Source organism: Kordia sp. (assembly GCF_965224175.1).
Classification (GTDB): Bacteria; Bacteroidota; Bacteroidia; order Flavobacteriales; family Flavobacteriaceae; genus Kordia.
The window spans coordinates 1,731,065-1,746,637 of sequence record NZ_OZ245041.1; the positions used below are offsets into that span (position 1 = coordinate 1,731,065).

Consider the following 15,573-nt stretch of genomic DNA (forward strand, 5'->3'; position numbering starts at 1 on the left):
TGGTATAAAAAAGGATGCACGAATGCATCCTTTTCAAATTCTATGTAAATATAGTTCTAAATTTTATTTCTTATCTGTCAAGAAGCTATAATTCTTACTGTAATACAACATCTGATTGTCAAATGCTGCTGGTTGCATAATTTTAATCCCTTTAATTTCGTTGGCAGTTGCGTCCATATCTGGAACTAAAACAGGATTTGCAAATCCGCTGTAAGGAGCCGATTTGAAACGTTCGTTACGCTTTAATACCTCAGCATGAATTTCTTGATCTACTTTTACTCCGTAACCTTCTACTAAAGCTTTTGCTGCTTCAAAATCTCCTTCAGACTTGATACGTTGTGTTTCACGTAATAACTGTCCAAATAATTCACGAAGTTTTACATAATCATTAATATTATAATATGTTTTTCCATCACGAGTTACTTTCTCGATTACGTTATCTTTCTGTCCTTTTTCAAAAACCCATGCAGAAACCCATTGTCTGTTTACCATGTGATCCTCTTCTACATCATCACCAAGATTCAAACGAATTAACTGTGTCATCAATCCATTTCTAATATATCCATCATACGCTGCTTTTCCAACACCTTCTGTATCTTCAACCAATCCAAGTTCTTTCAATTTTGGGTCCATTAAATAATACAATCCAACTAAATCAGCTCTTCCTTCTTCCATTGTAGAAGCATAGTTTTTTAAGGTTTCTTTTGGCTGACCAACTCCATTATTTATTTGACCAGAAGCATGTCCAATTACTTCATGTAAAGCCGTGTGTAATTTATCAGCTAACTTTCCGTATTTTTCTTCTAATTCAAATTCTTCATCATCATGAACAAATTCTTTTAATCTTCCCGATCCACCAGCTTGTGAATACGCATTGATAATATTTCCTAAAGAAACTGACTTAGAACCATGATCTTGACGAATCCAGTTATTGTTTGGTAAGTTCACACCAATTGGCGTACTTGGCGAAGCGTCACCAGCTTCTCCTGCAACATTTACTGTTTTATAAGAAACTCCCACAACATCTTTCTTTTTATGACTTTCAATTAAAGGAGAATTGTCTTCAAACCATTGTGCATTTTCAGATAGTACAGCCATTTTCTTTGACATATCAAAATCTTTGATTTGTACAATTGTTTCATACGAACCTCTGTATCCTTTTGGATCATTATATACTTCTATAAATCCATTAATCCAATCAACATCTCCTTCCGTAGACGTTGCCCAAGCAATACAATACTGATCCCAAGTGTCTAAACTTCCCGTTTTATAGTACTCAATTAACAAACCTAAAGTTTTAGCTTGTTTTTCGTTTTCGGCAACACCTTTAGCTTTTTCTAACCAATAGATGATTTTATCGATGGCAGCTCCGTACATTCCGCCAGACTTCCATACTTTTTCTACCAATTTTCCATTTTCTCGAACTAACTTAGAGTTCAATCCTGCTTCTACTGGTTTTCCTTCTGGTCCTTTGTAAGCTGTTTTGTAGAACTCATCTACATCAGCACTTGTAATATCTGGTCCATAAAAGTTTACGGCAGAAACCAATACATTATCAACACCTGCTTTTTTGTTTACTTTTTTATTGTCTTTATCATTGAAAATTACATCCAATGCTTCTCCTTTTAATTCTGTTTGCGTGTCTGTCAATAAGGTTTGAAGATATTCTTTAGAGAATTCAGGCTTTAGTTTATCATTTGAATAATGGTGGTGAATTCCGTTTGAAAACCAAACACGCTTTAAATATTCTTCAAATGCTTTCCAATCATCAGCTTCTTTATCTCCTGCATAATTTGCGTATACATTTTCTAATGCTGTTCGTATTGCGAGATTGTGACGATAATTTTGATCCCACATAATATCTCTTCCAGAAAGTCCAGCTTGTGTTAAATAATACACTAACTTTTGCTTTTCTAAAGGTAATTCATCAAATCCAGGAATTTCATAACGCAATACTTTTACATCAGCAAATTGCTCTACTTGAAAATCTAATTTGTCATTTTTCGCTTGTTCTAAATAGCTTACTTCAAAACTATCTTGCCAAGGTGTTTGTTTTTCCGCACAAGAAAATAACATTCCTGCAGCTAATGCTATTCCTGCAATTGATTTTAATTTCATTTGTTTGTTTTTATTGTTTTTGTTTTGGTCGAATATTACATTCATATAATCTTCAAACAATGAGAAGACAATTTTATCAATGAATATTTAATGTATTTGTATATTTTAAAAAGAAAACGCCTATTTCCTATAAAATCGTTATTCTTTTGCCACAAATGTAATCAATTCACTAAAACATTAAAAATTTGTACATTAGCATTACTAACTAATACACCCGAATAATATGAAGATTCTTAAGTATGTACTGTTGCTACTGCTTGTGCTCATTGTAGCAGGAGCAATTTTTGTAGCTACGAGACCTAACGATTACGATGTTGTGAGAAGTAAAGTAATCAAAGCTCCTGTTGATGTCGTTTTTAATAATATTAACGATTATAAAAACTGGGAAGCTTGGGGACCATGGATGGAAGACGATTCTACCATTGTTGTAAAATATAATGAACAAACATCTGGTATTGGTGCTAATTATTCTTGGACAAGTAAAGACGGACCTGGGAAAATGAAAACCTTGAGTCTTACACAAAATAAATCTATAGAACAACAGATGCAATTTGGTGATTATGAACCTACAGATGTGTATTGGACATTTGAAGAAGTTCCAGAAGGAACCAAATTAAGTTGGGGAATGAAAAGTGATAAAACTGCTTTTATTTTTAAGTTTTTTGCTGCCTTAAGTGGTGGAATGGATAAAATGCTTGGCGATATGGAAGAACGAGGTCTTAACAATATTGAGCGAGAAGTTCTAGCTGAATTAGAAAGAAATCCTCCTCAAAAATTCCGATTAGGAGATGTTACACAACATCAAATGAAAGAAAAACAATTTATTGGCTACTACCAAAAAACAACTACAGAAGCCACTCCTGAAGAAATGACAAGTTTATTTATGCAATATATGCCAAAAGCTGGTCAGTATGCAGCTGTAAATAAACTAGAAGATTATACTCCTGGAAGTTTATATACTAAATGGGATGAAGAAACGAAAGAAGCTGAATTTTATATTGGTCTTTTGATTAATGGTGACGATACAATTACTGCTGTAGAAGGAATGACTAAAACTACGCTTGCTGCCGGAGCGATTGTAAAAATCTCAAAATTTGGACAATATGGAGTTGGAGATATGGAAGCACATGGTAAGATTGCAGCATTTTTGGCTAAACATAAATTAGTGCCAGCTGGTCCAGTTTGGGAACTCTATGTAAATGATCCTACTACTGTGAAACCAGAAGATGTACAAACAGATATCTACTATGCTGTTAAAGCCGCTGAGTAAATAACCACAAACCTTTTTATTTTAAGATTGTCTAAACTGTATTCAAAATGATTACTTTTAGACAATCTTTTTATTGTTTAGTAACAAATGAAACAACTCTTATTAGTTTTTCTTGGCGGCGGATTTGGAAGTGCATTGCGTTTTCTATTAGGCAAATACCTAAATAGTGCTGCAACAGGAATTCCGTATGGAACATTTGCTGCCAATATTTTGGGAAGCCTCTTTATAGGAATCATTTTAGGTATGGCTGCCAAAAATGAAGCTATTAGCGAACAACATACACTATTACTTGCCACAGGATTCTGCGGTGGATTTACTACTTTTTCTACATTTGCTTATGAAAATCATGTCTTTTTAAAATCAGGAGATTTCATGACTTTCTTCTTGTACACAGTTACAAGTTTTGTGATTGGTTTTGCTGCCGTGTTTTTAGGAATGTATGTGGTAAAATATTTTTAGTGCTTTTTAAAAGTTTTCACACCAGCTTTTACCTCTGTTTTCATAAAGTTCACTCTTGGCGGAATTGGACATGAATACTTATCATTGTATGCACAATATGGATTGTAAGCAGTATTGAAGTCAATTTCTAATGTATTTCCTGAAGGAATTTTTACAGTAATGTAACGTCCGCCACCATAACTATCAAATCCATTGGTTTCATCCGTAAATGGTAGAAACAAATCGTCTTTGTACTTCGGATCTCTATTTGGATCTTGACTTTGATATATTTCTAATGAAAATTCTTTTCCGTTTAGTTTGAAAGTTGCAATTCCGTAACACTTATAAATTGGTGTTCGTGTAGTAGACGTTGCCATTTTAAAAGGCTTTGATTCTGGAGTTAGTTTGAAACTTGCCGTCACTTTATAAGTATTATCTACAGGAAAAAAATCTAACGCAGTAAACGTTTTTAAGTCTTTCGCTTTTAATGGTGATGTAGATGCATCCTTATAAGAAGCATTCAATTCTCGTTGGAATTCAGTTTCACCAATCAAGGCTTTTTTTTCTTGTCCGCAACTCACATTCAACAATAAAACACATAAAATCAGACAAATATTTTTCATTACGTACGATTAATTTAATTAAATAATTTTCAGAATAGAATAAGTTCAAAAATACAATTTGTCATCAAATAATTGAAGATTTTTATTTTTTGTGTGCTTTTTTTATGTAGTTTTGAATTCAAATACGACAAAAATGACAATTACCACAGTAAATAAGTATGTACAAAGATCTTCTTGGGAAAGGAGTTTGGACACTTATATATTGTGCTGATATAGATATTATATAATACAATTGTAAAAGTCCGACTTCACCGTCGGACTTTTTTATTTTAGAGAAATTTCAAATCAAAAAACAACCAAATATTAATCAATCAAAACTAGAATTATGAAAAAAATGTACACTAATTACATTGATTCATTCAAAGGATTATCAAAAGAAATATGGTTTCTCGCCCTTATTTCACTTATCAACAGAGCGGGAACCATGGTGATTCCGTTTTTATCATTGTATTTAACTAAAGAATTGGATTTTAGTGATGGTGATACAGGATCAATTTTAGCCTTTTTTGGAATTGGATCGTTACTCGGGTCTTTTTTAGGAGGAAAGTTAGTCGATAAAATCGGGTTTTATAAAATCATGGTTTTTAGTCTTTTTATTACAGGTTTCGGATTCATTGGTCTCCAATATGTATCATCGTTTTGGGGATTATGTTTTGCTATTTTAGGAATTATGACAATTGCGGATATGTTTCGTCCTGCAATTTTCGTTTCGTTAAAAGCTTATAGCAAACCTGAAAATCAAACACGTTCGTTGGCATTAATTCGTTTAGCTATTAATTTAGGAATGGGAATTGGACCAACACTCGCAGGCTGGATTATTGTTAAAGAAGGTTATAACATGCTATTTTGGATTGATGGTGTAACTTGTATCGTAGCTATCATTATTTTTTATCTGCTAGTGAAAGAACAAAAAAGACCACCGATAGACAAAAATAATACTAATATTATTTTAGATAAGAATGCCGTATATAAAGACAAAAGCTATTGGATTTTTATTGCTATTTGTTTCTTTATGGGAATGGCGTTTTTCCAATTGGTAATTACTATGCCAATATACCAACATATACAATTCAATCTTACAGAATTTGAGACAAGTCTAATATTGGCTATTAATGTTCTCATTATTGTAATTTTTGAAATGCCATTTGTGAATTACTTAGAACGATTGAAAATTTCGAATACAAAGTTGATTATTTATGCGTGTATATTATTTGGTTTGAGCTTTTATGTACTTGTATGTAACTTTTGGATTGGAATTTTAATCGTTAACATCGTTGTTATTACAGTGGCAGAAATGATTGGGTTTCCATATACAAACTCGTATGCAATTAAAAGAGCAAAAGAAGGGTATGAAGGTAGTTATATGGCATTATACACCATGGCATTTTCTTTAGCACATATTTTTAGTTCAAAATCTGGATTAGAGATTGTGGCAAACTTTGGGCATCAAATCAATTGGTTTGTTACTGGAACATATGGAGTTATTGCTATGTTATTAGCCATATGGCTGCATAAAAGAACACAAAAAGGATTATAATATGAACTTGAATCTTAATAAGATATTATGAATTTAAATCAAGTTACCATTTCGTCAACAGATGTTGCCAAAGCAACGGAATTTTATAAAACATTAGGATTGCATCTTATTGTAGATGCACTTCCTAGATATGTACGTTTTGAATGCCCTGATGGTGAAGCTACCTTTTCTATTCATGAAGTAACTAAGATGTCAGAAAGTCATAATGTGACTTTATATTTTGAGAATGATGATTTAGACAAAAAAGTTACTGAATTACAAGCAAAAGGAATCAATTTTACAAGCATGCCAGAAGATAAATCGTGGAATTGGCGTGAAGCACATTTAAACGATTTAGATGGTAATAAATTGATACTGTTTAAAGCTGGCGAAGATAGAAAGAATCCGCCGTGGCGTATTTAGAAACTTTAAATGTAGAAACGTCACTTCGAGTGATTTTCGGTAGAAAATAGTATCGAGAAGTACTTTGAAATCAAAGTACTTCTCGATATATCAAATCAGAGATTAGATACTCGAACTGACGTTTTGAATGTTTTACAGCGAAGTCTATCTATTTTTAAAATCTCAGTACTAAATACTCAGTACTAGTAGCTAAAATCATTTTAACACTGAAAATTCAATTTTTGAATCGTTGAAGATTGTATGTGTTTGATTTTTAAAGTCTTCTTCTTTTGCTTTGTATATGTTTGGCACAAAAGTTTGTGGATTTAAATCAATTAACGGAAACCACGTACTTTGTACTTGAATTTGTAATTTGTGACCTTTTTTGAAAGTATGATATACATCTTGCAACTTGATATTTACTGCCGTTTTTTGGTTTGGCACAAATGGTTCAGGGTTTTCAAAACTGTTACGAAAACGTCCACGCATTACTTCACTTCTTACCATTAAATGATAGTTACTCATAGCTAAATGATCTTGCATGCCATCTTTTTGTTCTTTTGCATCGTGCGGATGAACGTCTACTACTTTTACAATCCAATCTGCATCAGTTCCTGTAGTTGCCACTTTTAATTTTGCTAGTATGTCACCTGCCAATGTAAAATCTTCTGTTAACACTTCAGTTTCAAAGATCAATACATCTGGACGACGTGCGGCAAAACGTTGATCGTCTGTCATGTATTTTCTTGGCGTAAATACTGTTTTGATATCTTCAGAATAAGGAACAGGACGTTTTAAATCACTGATGAATACTTCTTTGCTGTTTCTTTTTTTAGTGATTGACAATTCTTGATCTGCATTTAAATACATTTCTTGTTTTGAAGTATTAGCTGGTGGCCAATTATCAAAACTACTCCATGATTTTTTACCTGAATCAAATACATAGGCTTCTGGCAAACCTGAATTTTTACTTCCATTACCTTTTAAGAAATGGTTGAAGAATTTGGTTTCTACATCACGCTGAAAGTTTAATGAGATAGAATCGCCAAAATAGTAGTTTCCAACATAGTTTTTTACGTCTGTTCTTGACCATCTTCCGTGATCCCAAGGTCCAAAAACCATTGTATTGTATGCATCCGGATTATTTTTCTCAATAGCTTTGTACGTCTCAAAAGGTCCGTATAAATCTTCTGCATCAAACAAACCACCAACGATCATAGTAGCTACTGACGATTTTGAATGTTTTAGGTTCTGAATTAACCCTTTGGGCTTCCAAACGCTGTCATAATTTGGATGATTGATAATTTCTTTCCAAAATACATCATCTACTTGATCTGATTTTGACGTAATAACATTGTCTAGTTTTTCATATTCGAAATAACTGTTCAAATTGCTTAATGGTCCAGCATCTAAAAAGAATTGATATTGATCTTTTGTTCCTAAATCTGGTAATTTGTACCATGCCGAATCTTTTGGCACATCTTTTATCGTTCCAAATAAAGAAACTGCTCTAAAATAGCTTAATAAAAATGCTCCGTTATGGTGAAAATCATCAAAAAAGAAATCTCCAATACAAGCTTGCGGTGATGCTGCTTTTAATGCTGGATGCGCATCAATTGTAGAATACGTAGCATAAAATCCTGGATACGAAATTCCCCAAGTTCCTACTTTTCCATTATTATTTTCAACATTTTTCACCAACCAATCTATGGTATCATAAGTATCTGAAGATTCATCAATTTGTGTATTATCAGTCTTATTTGGAATATACGCACGCATGTTATCATATATACCTTCACTCATCCAACGACCACGTACATCTTGATATACAATGATGTTTCCTTCTTTCATTAAGTGAGAGTTTGGACCAATTTTTTTTCGGTATTCATTTTCTCCGTAAGGCTTACAACTATAAGGTGTACGCATCATTAAGATTGGATATTTTTGACTTTTATCTTTTGGAGAATATATGGTAGTATGCAATTTAATACCATCACGCATTTCTATCGTAACTTCTTGTTTGTCATAATGATCTTTAACATATGTATCTTCTACTTTAGCAACTTTGGTTGAAGTTTTTTCAGTTTTTGTACAAGCAGTAAGTAAGAATGTAAATAATAGGGTGAGTCTAAAAAAGGTTTTCATTGATTGTAGTTCGTAAATTTTAATGTCTAAATTTACAAAATATTAATCGCTATTATATGACAATGAAAAGAATCCTACTTATTTTAACGTTTGCAGCATGCATTGTTAGTTGTGAAACTAAAGTAACACCAGAAGTTACAAAAGCTGATGAGTTGACTACGAAAGAAAGTATAGCTAAAAAACAGTTTCCTAAACTTGAAGCGAATCGTTATAATGTTGGTTTTTTAATTATGGATGGAGTATTTAATACGGAATTGACTGCGCCTTTCGATATTTTTCAGCATACTATTTTTCGCGAAAATATAAAAGCTATGAATGTTTTTACCGTTGCCAATACTGATGATGCCATTACTACTTTTGAAGGCATGCGTATTTTGCCCGATTTCAATTATTTAAAAGATGCTTTACCCAAGATAGACATATTAGTAGTTCCAAGTGCCGAACATCATTTGGATACAGATTTGGAAGATTCTGCAATGATTTCCTTTGTACAAAGAATTGCTAAAGATGCTCAATTTGTGACTTCACACTGCGACGGTGCTTTCGTATTAGCGAAAGCAGGATTACTAGATAATGTAGCATCGACTACGTTTCCAAGTGATATTCCTAAGATGCGCGAAATGTTTCCGAAGTTAGATATTAGAGACAATACTTTGTTTGTTCATGATGGAAAATACATTACTTCTGCTGGTGGCGCAAAAAGTTTTGAAGCCGCTTTGTATTTATGTGAACATTTATACGGAAAAGAAATTGCAAAAAGTCTTGCCGGTGGTTTGGTTATAGATTGGACTTTGGATGGTTATCCACATACAATTATCAAACAATAACGAATGCAAGAAGAACTAAGAGATAATTCTCAGCGTAGTAGAGATGCTTCTTTGGTTTTTATTGCCTTGGCTTGCATTAGTGGAATATCAATCTTATTATTGATTTATCAGAGTTATCAACTAAAAAACTATACAAATACAGAAGAATATCTATCTACAATTCAGCTTTTAGATGTAGTAATTCCTGTAGCATATATTATTCAATTTTTAGTAAATATTGCTGCTATTGTATTTTTTATCCGTTGGTTTAAAAGAGCTTATGGCAATTTGATTAGAAAACACCAGCCTACAGAAAGTAGTGAGAATGGTGCTGCTTGGGGATTTTTTATTCCTATCCTATTCTTTTATCGTCCCGTTACTAACGCAAAAGAGATTTTTTTAAAAACACAATATGCTATTAGAGAGTATAACTCAAATTTAAAAGTTGATACCGACACTTCTTTTATTACCGTTTGGTGGATTTTATATTGGGTAAATAGTTTTTTCGCGAATTACGCTTCAAATAAAAGAGAAGCTGCTTTTGATATTTCAACTTTTGTAGATGCTAACGGATATATGATTATTTCTGAAGTTGTGACAATTATTGCTACACTATGTGTGTTATATCTTATTTACAAAGTCACAAAAGTTGAAACTTTACTTAGAGAAACAAACGAATCAGTTTCTGAAATTGACGAGATTGGAAAAGTTACCATATAAAAAAAGCTACTAAAGTTTGTCATACAAAAACTCTAGTAGCTTTTAGTTTTATATTTTATATAAATACACTCTTTATTTTAGAATTATTTTTTGAGTGTGCACTGCATTTTCATTCTGTACTTTTAAAAAGTATACTCCTTTTGCTAATCTATCTAGTTGTAATGAATTTGGAGTTGTACTTAAGATCATTTTTTTAGAAAACACTTCTCTTCCATGCATGTCAAATACTGCCACTTTTGAAGCTCCAAGATTGCGTTTGGCTTTAATGTTAATGATTCCATCAGAAAACGTTGGATAAACGCTTAATTCTAGTTTATCAGTTTCAAGATCGTCTACGGATAATACATTATCTATGTCTACGAATGAAAAATAGAAGGTAGAAGATTCAGTCATTTCAGTTTCATATATAGAATCGTATCCATAATATTGATGTATTGGATCATTAATAAAATTCCCTGATGAAAGAGTATATCCTGATGGATCACAGTTATTGTTAACTACTTGCATAATTTTCAGCTCATTTACTCCAGGAAAAGCAACAGAAGGATCAAAAGGATTTACTGTACTCATTACATCATTTACCTCATCGCTTTTCACATACAAACGAACACCAATAGGTATGACAGGAGCTAACTCTGTTACAATAGTAATATCTCTTCTTAAATAGTGAAGTGTATAACCAATAGTTTCTGCAGTTCTTGTATCATCTCCATCTACAAAAAGTGTGCTTGACACCTCTCCAAGTTCATTACCATTGGCATTAATATCTGCTACAATATCTCCAGAAGCATCATAAAGAGAAACCCATGTATTTGTATTTCCATTTGCTGAAGATATAGTTACAACAGGATTTGTTTCACAATTATTTACAACTCCATTTGAAATTTCAATTGTCGGAAAAGCTTGTACACAAAACGTAGCAATATCATTTGTTTCTATCAATTCATCATTTGTTATAACTTTTCCAACTCTTAGTAAATACGTATTTCCGGATGTAACAGAAATATTTCCTTGTTCTTCAAAACATTCTAAAGCAGAATTTATATTTGTAGAGTGTACAGAGAATCTATTAGATATTCCTAAGGAGGTATTTCGGATATTAACCACTCCTGTAAATGTAGGTGTAAATTCATACCATGCATCCTTATAATGCTCTGAATAACCAGGATTAGGAAAACACCCGTTCCCAGGAGGATTACTAGGTCTCATACTGTTAAAGTTTGCTGTAATAGTTTGTGTACTACATTGACCAAAATCTACGATTTGAATAGGTTCTGGATTTGTATAATTATCATTAGATACATATTCAAATGCTTGTATACTAAAGTTTCCATCATGATATCCGCTTAAATGGCTTTCATTATTAGTGTATCGTAAAGTATAATTAGTACCCGCAGTAAGATTATCAAAGTTAGGGTTAATCCCTCCACAAGCTACTTCATTTCCCGAGCATCCATTATACAATGTAAAATAATGACCACTTGTTTTGTTATCGTCAACAAACAGACGAACTTTACCGTCGTATGGCATCGTAAAATTATACCACAAATCATGATATCCATTACTTACTGAAGTACAATTATTTCCTTGAGTTGCAGCAAACCCTGTTCGAGTATCTACATCTACAATAGTTGATTCTGTGAGGCTTAATGGTATTGATTCTGAATTTGCACAATCTATGTTATTAGGAAAACCAAAAGGTTGTATACTTATTTGGTCATCTGTAAAAATACGACGTGTACTCATACTTAATTTCAACAAATAAGTTGTTCCTGCTGTCAAATCACGAAGATATCTAGAAGCGGAATATTGTAATGCATCTCCTGTACAAGAAGAATCATACAATGTTTTTAAAATAAGAAATGATCCTGGGTCTAATGTTCTGTTAAAGTAAAGATTCCCATCGACAGGCATGGTAAATTCATACCATAAATCATGTTCAGTTGAATTAGGAATTGGAGTAGGAATTTGTGAATATGTAGCTCGTCTAAGATCAAAATTTATTGTAGTTTCTGTATTTTCGCTAACAATAATACTTTCAGCAGTTGTACACTCATCATTAGTTGCAACTTCGAAAGCTCCTATTGAAAATGAATCATTAGTAAGTACATTTGACCTTATCGAATGTCTAAGAGTATATTCTGCCCCCGCTATCAAGTCATAAAAAAAAACACTTGATCCATATTTAATATCTTCGCATCCAATTTCAGCACTTGAACAATTATCATAAAGAGTAAAATAAGCCCCAGCAAATACAGAATTAGCTGCTTTAATATGTAGACTACCATTTATAGGCATTATAAATTTATACCAAACATCATTATATGTATTACCGACATCTTCACAGCTGCTAGTTGTTAAACTTTCATTTCCAAATATAGCATTACTACTCACTTGAGTGGGTATACTTGATTCTAAAGAAAGTAACTCTGCATCAGCACATTCATCATTAGTAATAGGTTTAAATGCTCTTAAATACATCGTAGTAAGACCTAAATTAGTTGCTATTTTAGAGTATTTCATTTTATACGTAGTTCCCATAGTAAGGTTATAGAAATAATTCGTATCACTTGTTTGACATGCTATTTCTGTACCAGAACAGTCAGTTTCATATAGTGTAATATAATGATTATTAGAATTATATATCCGAACAAAAATATTACCATCTATTGGCATTGTAAATTCATACCATACATCTCTGTATTGAATATCTGGATCTTCACATGTTCCATTTTGACTTAGAGATGCTCCAACTACATTTGCTGTAAAATAAGTAGCAACGTTTTCTAAAGCATTAATAACAATAGCATTTTCACAATCATCATTAACAGGGTTTCGAGAATACATAATGGAGCATACAAATAACAGTATGAGAAGGGAATACTTTTTTATCATAGCATTTAAAAAGTTAGATTGTTTAGTAAATGTAATCATTTCTAAGTACTGAAATGTTAAAAATAGATAAAGAGCAAAAATTAACTGCAAACCTTACATTGTTGCTTGTCTTTTACTTCTCCTATGAGAAAGCCTTTATCATTTAATTTGTAATCACAACAATCCATATACCCTTGTACTATAAGTTTTCGTCCACGTTGTATTTGCGATTTTATAGTAGGTAATGGTAGTTTTAATTGTTGAGCAATTTCTGCTTGTTTGATACCTTTTATATCTGATAAGAATAAAGGATCTCTATATTTTTTAGGTAAATTTTTAATGATGCCAGGTAAACAATCTTTCTCGGAATGTGTATAGCTTTCTTCGCTTACAATCGTTGCTTCTTTATCTAATGGAACTTCTTTGTTAGATTTTCTGAAATAATCTAATACCGTATTTCTACTGACACTTAACAACCAAGATTTTACCTTGTGTTCATCTTCTACTGTAGTTAGTTTTGTATGAACTTTGATGAATACTTCTTGTACTAAATCATCTGTAATTTGAGCATCTTTTACTTTACTCATAATCACTCGTTTTACATCATCTGCATAGGTTTTCCAAACTTCTATAGTGGTCATTTTTGTTCTTTTTTCTACTATTGTAAGATTGCCTTAGAAAGATAAACAGTTTTTCTAAGACAATCTCATTAATTTACTCGATAATCGAGATTTAAATGCTCCGACACTCGCGTCAAACTATTTTTAATTGTTTCCATTCAATGTTTCGCGAGCTTGCATAGAATTAGTTGATTAACAATTACAGTCTACACAGTTACAATTTTCGCAACTACACTGATTACATTGTCCGTCTTTACAACTTACGCAATTACATGTACAATTTTTATGATTTCTCATGATGTTTGATTTTTAAAATTCATACAGTAGACGAAAAACGATTCAAAAAGATGCACTTTATGAGAAATTTATTTTTCAGTGTTTGCATGTCTTGATATTGCTTTCTTGTAACGCAACAATTCTTCTTTAACTTTTGGAGCTAATAAATAGAGTCCAATCATATTGGGAACTAACATGGCAAACACCATGGCGTCTGCAAAATCAATAACTGCTTGTAAGCTTGCTGCAGCACCAATAACAACAAATAAGCAAAAGATTGTTTTGTATATATATTCTGCTTTTTTACTTCTTCCAAACAAATATGACCATGCTTGATGTCCGTAGTATGACCAAGAGATCATCGAAGAAAATGCAAATAAAATAACCGCAATACTTAACAGATACGGAAACCAAGATATCCCACTTTCTAAGGCATTAGATGTTAAGATAGCACCTTGTTCATAAGAAACTTCTGTTCCTGCTGTAATTTGTCCTGTGATAATGAGTACTAAAGCCGTCATGGTACAAACCACAACTGTATCAATAAACGGTTCTAACAAAGCGACCAAACCTTCACTAGCGGCATACTTAGTTTTTACAGCCGAATGTGCAATAGACGATGAACCAATTCCTGCTTCATTGGAAAATGCTGCTCGCTTGAATCCTTGAATCATTACACCAATACATCCGCCCGCAACACCTTCATAACTAAATGCTCCTTTGAATATTTCACCAAAAGCAGCAGGAATACGTTGATAGTTTATTCCGAGGATAACAAAAATGGCTATGACATAGATAACAACCATTAAAGGAACGACTTTGTCTGTGACTTTTGCTATTTTTTTAATTCCACCAATAATAACAATTCCAACAAGCGTTGCCATTATTAAACCAAAAAGCCAACCTTTTCCATATAATATACTTTCTTCGCCACCAGTTACGTATTGAAATAATTGAAATGCTTGATTGACTTGAAACATATTACCTCCGCCAAATGATCCGCCAATACACATAATTGCAAAAACAACTGCCAAAAATTTCCCCAAACGTTTCCATCCTTTTTCGCTTAGTCCTTTTTTTAAATAATACATTGGACCGCCAAAAACAACACCATTTTCGTCTATTTCACGATACTTTACACCTAGTGTACATTCTACAAATTTGGAAGCCATTCCTAAAAACCCAACTATGATCATCCAAAATGTAGCGCCAGGTCCGCCAATAGATAAGGCAATGGCAACTCCAGCAATATTACCAAGCCCAACTGTAGCCGACAAAGCTGCTGTCAACGCTTGAAAATGTGACACTTCTCCTTCGTTCCCTTCTACACGAACCGTATCAGGATTATCAAGAGTTTCGGTTGTATAATACACAGACGTAGAAACCTCAACCTTTTGATTGTTTTCTAAATCGTCATAATCGCCTTTTATAACTTTTATCGCTGTAAAAAAGCCACGAATATTGATGAATTTAAAGTACAGCGTAAAATAGCTTGCACCAATTATCAATACAATTAAAACCCACGGAATTCCTACTTCATCCGTTATAGGAATTTCTGCAAAGATAGCTTCTGTAAACCAGTTGGTACTGTTTTCAAAACTTTCATTAATTAGTATATCTAGAGATTCCGCGGGTTCTTGTGCAAGTGTAAAAATGGGGAAACACAGGCTTACAAGAATTAATTGTATTGATTTCATCTGTTCGTTTTTTGATTGGTACGAAGATGAAATTATGTACTGTATTACAAAAGGTTACGTAGTGATGT

Annotated in this window: 12 protein-coding genes; 6 read left to right on the forward strand and 6 right to left on the reverse strand. The window is 32.6% G+C overall.

Annotation, left to right across the window (positions count from 1 at the left end; all coding sequences use genetic code 11):
• Positions 1-63: 63 nt before the first annotated feature.
• Positions 64-2,118 (reverse strand): dipeptidyl-peptidase 3 family protein, encoded by a 2,055-nt coding sequence (locus tag ACOQOS_RS07700; RefSeq protein ID WP_420574388.1) that lies wholly within the window; start codon positions 2,116-2,118, stop codon positions 64-66.
• A 223-nt stretch (positions 2,119-2,341) separates the two neighbouring features.
• On the opposite strand from ACOQOS_RS07700, the gene ACOQOS_RS07705 reads away from it, so the two are divergent.
• Both ACOQOS_RS07705 and crcB read left to right on the forward strand, forming a co-directional pair.
• On the forward strand, positions 2,342-3,388 hold the full coding sequence (locus tag ACOQOS_RS07705; RefSeq protein ID WP_420574389.1) for an SRPBCC family protein: 1,047 nt from the start codon (positions 2,342-2,344) through the stop codon (positions 3,386-3,388).
• Between the two features lie 87 nt (positions 3,389-3,475).
• Complete coding sequence (gene crcB / locus ACOQOS_RS07710; RefSeq protein ID WP_420574390.1) at positions 3,476-3,847, forward strand: fluoride efflux transporter CrcB; 372 nt, start codon at positions 3,476-3,478, stop codon at positions 3,845-3,847.
• Here the strand turns inward: crcB and ACOQOS_RS07715 are convergent.
• Positions 3,844-4,449 (reverse strand): DUF1684 domain-containing protein, encoded by a 606-nt coding sequence (locus tag ACOQOS_RS07715; RefSeq protein ID WP_420574391.1) that lies wholly within the window; start codon positions 4,447-4,449, stop codon positions 3,844-3,846. The two genes, crcB and ACOQOS_RS07715, sit on opposite strands and share 4 nt — an antisense overlap.
• Positions 4,450-4,774: 325 nt before the next feature.
• Between ACOQOS_RS07715 and ACOQOS_RS07720 the strand changes: the two genes are divergently transcribed.
• On the forward strand, positions 4,775-5,986 hold the full coding sequence (locus ACOQOS_RS07720) for an MDR family MFS transporter (RefSeq protein ID WP_420574392.1): 1,212 nt from the start codon (positions 4,775-4,777) through the stop codon (positions 5,984-5,986).
• Positions 5,987-6,013: 27 nt separating this feature from the next.
• A complete protein-coding gene (locus ACOQOS_RS07725) occupies positions 6,014-6,388 on the forward strand; it encodes a VOC family protein (protein WP_420574393.1) in 375 nt (124 codons plus the stop codon).
• Positions 6,389-6,583: 195 nt separating this feature from the next.
• Here ACOQOS_RS07725 and ACOQOS_RS07730 read toward each other — a convergent pair whose 3' ends face one another.
• Positions 6,584-8,512: a CocE/NonD family hydrolase gene (locus ACOQOS_RS07730; RefSeq protein WP_420574394.1), complete on the reverse strand. Its 1,929-nt coding sequence runs from the start codon at positions 8,510-8,512 to the stop codon at positions 6,584-6,586.
• Positions 8,513-8,574: 62 nt separating this feature from the next.
• Here ACOQOS_RS07730 and ACOQOS_RS07735 point away from each other — a divergent pair, with 62 nt between their 5' ends.
• Both ACOQOS_RS07735 and ACOQOS_RS07740 read left to right on the forward strand, forming a co-directional pair.
• Complete coding sequence (locus tag ACOQOS_RS07735) at positions 8,575-9,339, forward strand: DJ-1/PfpI family protein (protein WP_420574395.1); 765 nt, start codon at positions 8,575-8,577, stop codon at positions 9,337-9,339.
• 3 nt (positions 9,340-9,342) lie between these two features.
• Positions 9,343-10,038 (forward strand): DUF4328 domain-containing protein, encoded by a 696-nt coding sequence (locus ACOQOS_RS07740; RefSeq protein WP_420574396.1) that lies wholly within the window; start codon positions 9,343-9,345, stop codon positions 10,036-10,038.
• Between the two features lie 72 nt (positions 10,039-10,110).
• On the opposite strand, the gene ACOQOS_RS07745 is transcribed toward ACOQOS_RS07740, so the two are convergent.
• The 3 genes from ACOQOS_RS07745 to ACOQOS_RS07755 all read right to left on the reverse strand — a co-directional run bounded on the left by ACOQOS_RS07745 (position 10,111) and on the right by ACOQOS_RS07755 (position 15,505).
• Positions 10,111-12,885 (reverse strand): T9SS type A sorting domain-containing protein, encoded by a 2,775-nt coding sequence (locus ACOQOS_RS07745; protein ID WP_420574397.1) that lies wholly within the window; start codon positions 12,883-12,885, stop codon positions 10,111-10,113.
• A gap of 128 nt (positions 12,886-13,013) precedes the next feature.
• The gene (locus tag ACOQOS_RS07750; RefSeq protein ID WP_420574398.1) at positions 13,014-13,553 is read right to left on the reverse strand and encodes a sigma-70 family RNA polymerase sigma factor; all 540 of its coding nucleotides are present in this window, start codon (positions 13,551-13,553) and stop codon (positions 13,014-13,016) included.
• Between the two features lie 344 nt (positions 13,554-13,897).
• Complete coding sequence (locus ACOQOS_RS07755; RefSeq protein ID WP_420574399.1) at positions 13,898-15,505, reverse strand: alanine/glycine:cation symporter family protein; 1,608 nt, start codon at positions 15,503-15,505, stop codon at positions 13,898-13,900.
• Positions 15,506-15,573: the final 68 nt, after the last annotated feature.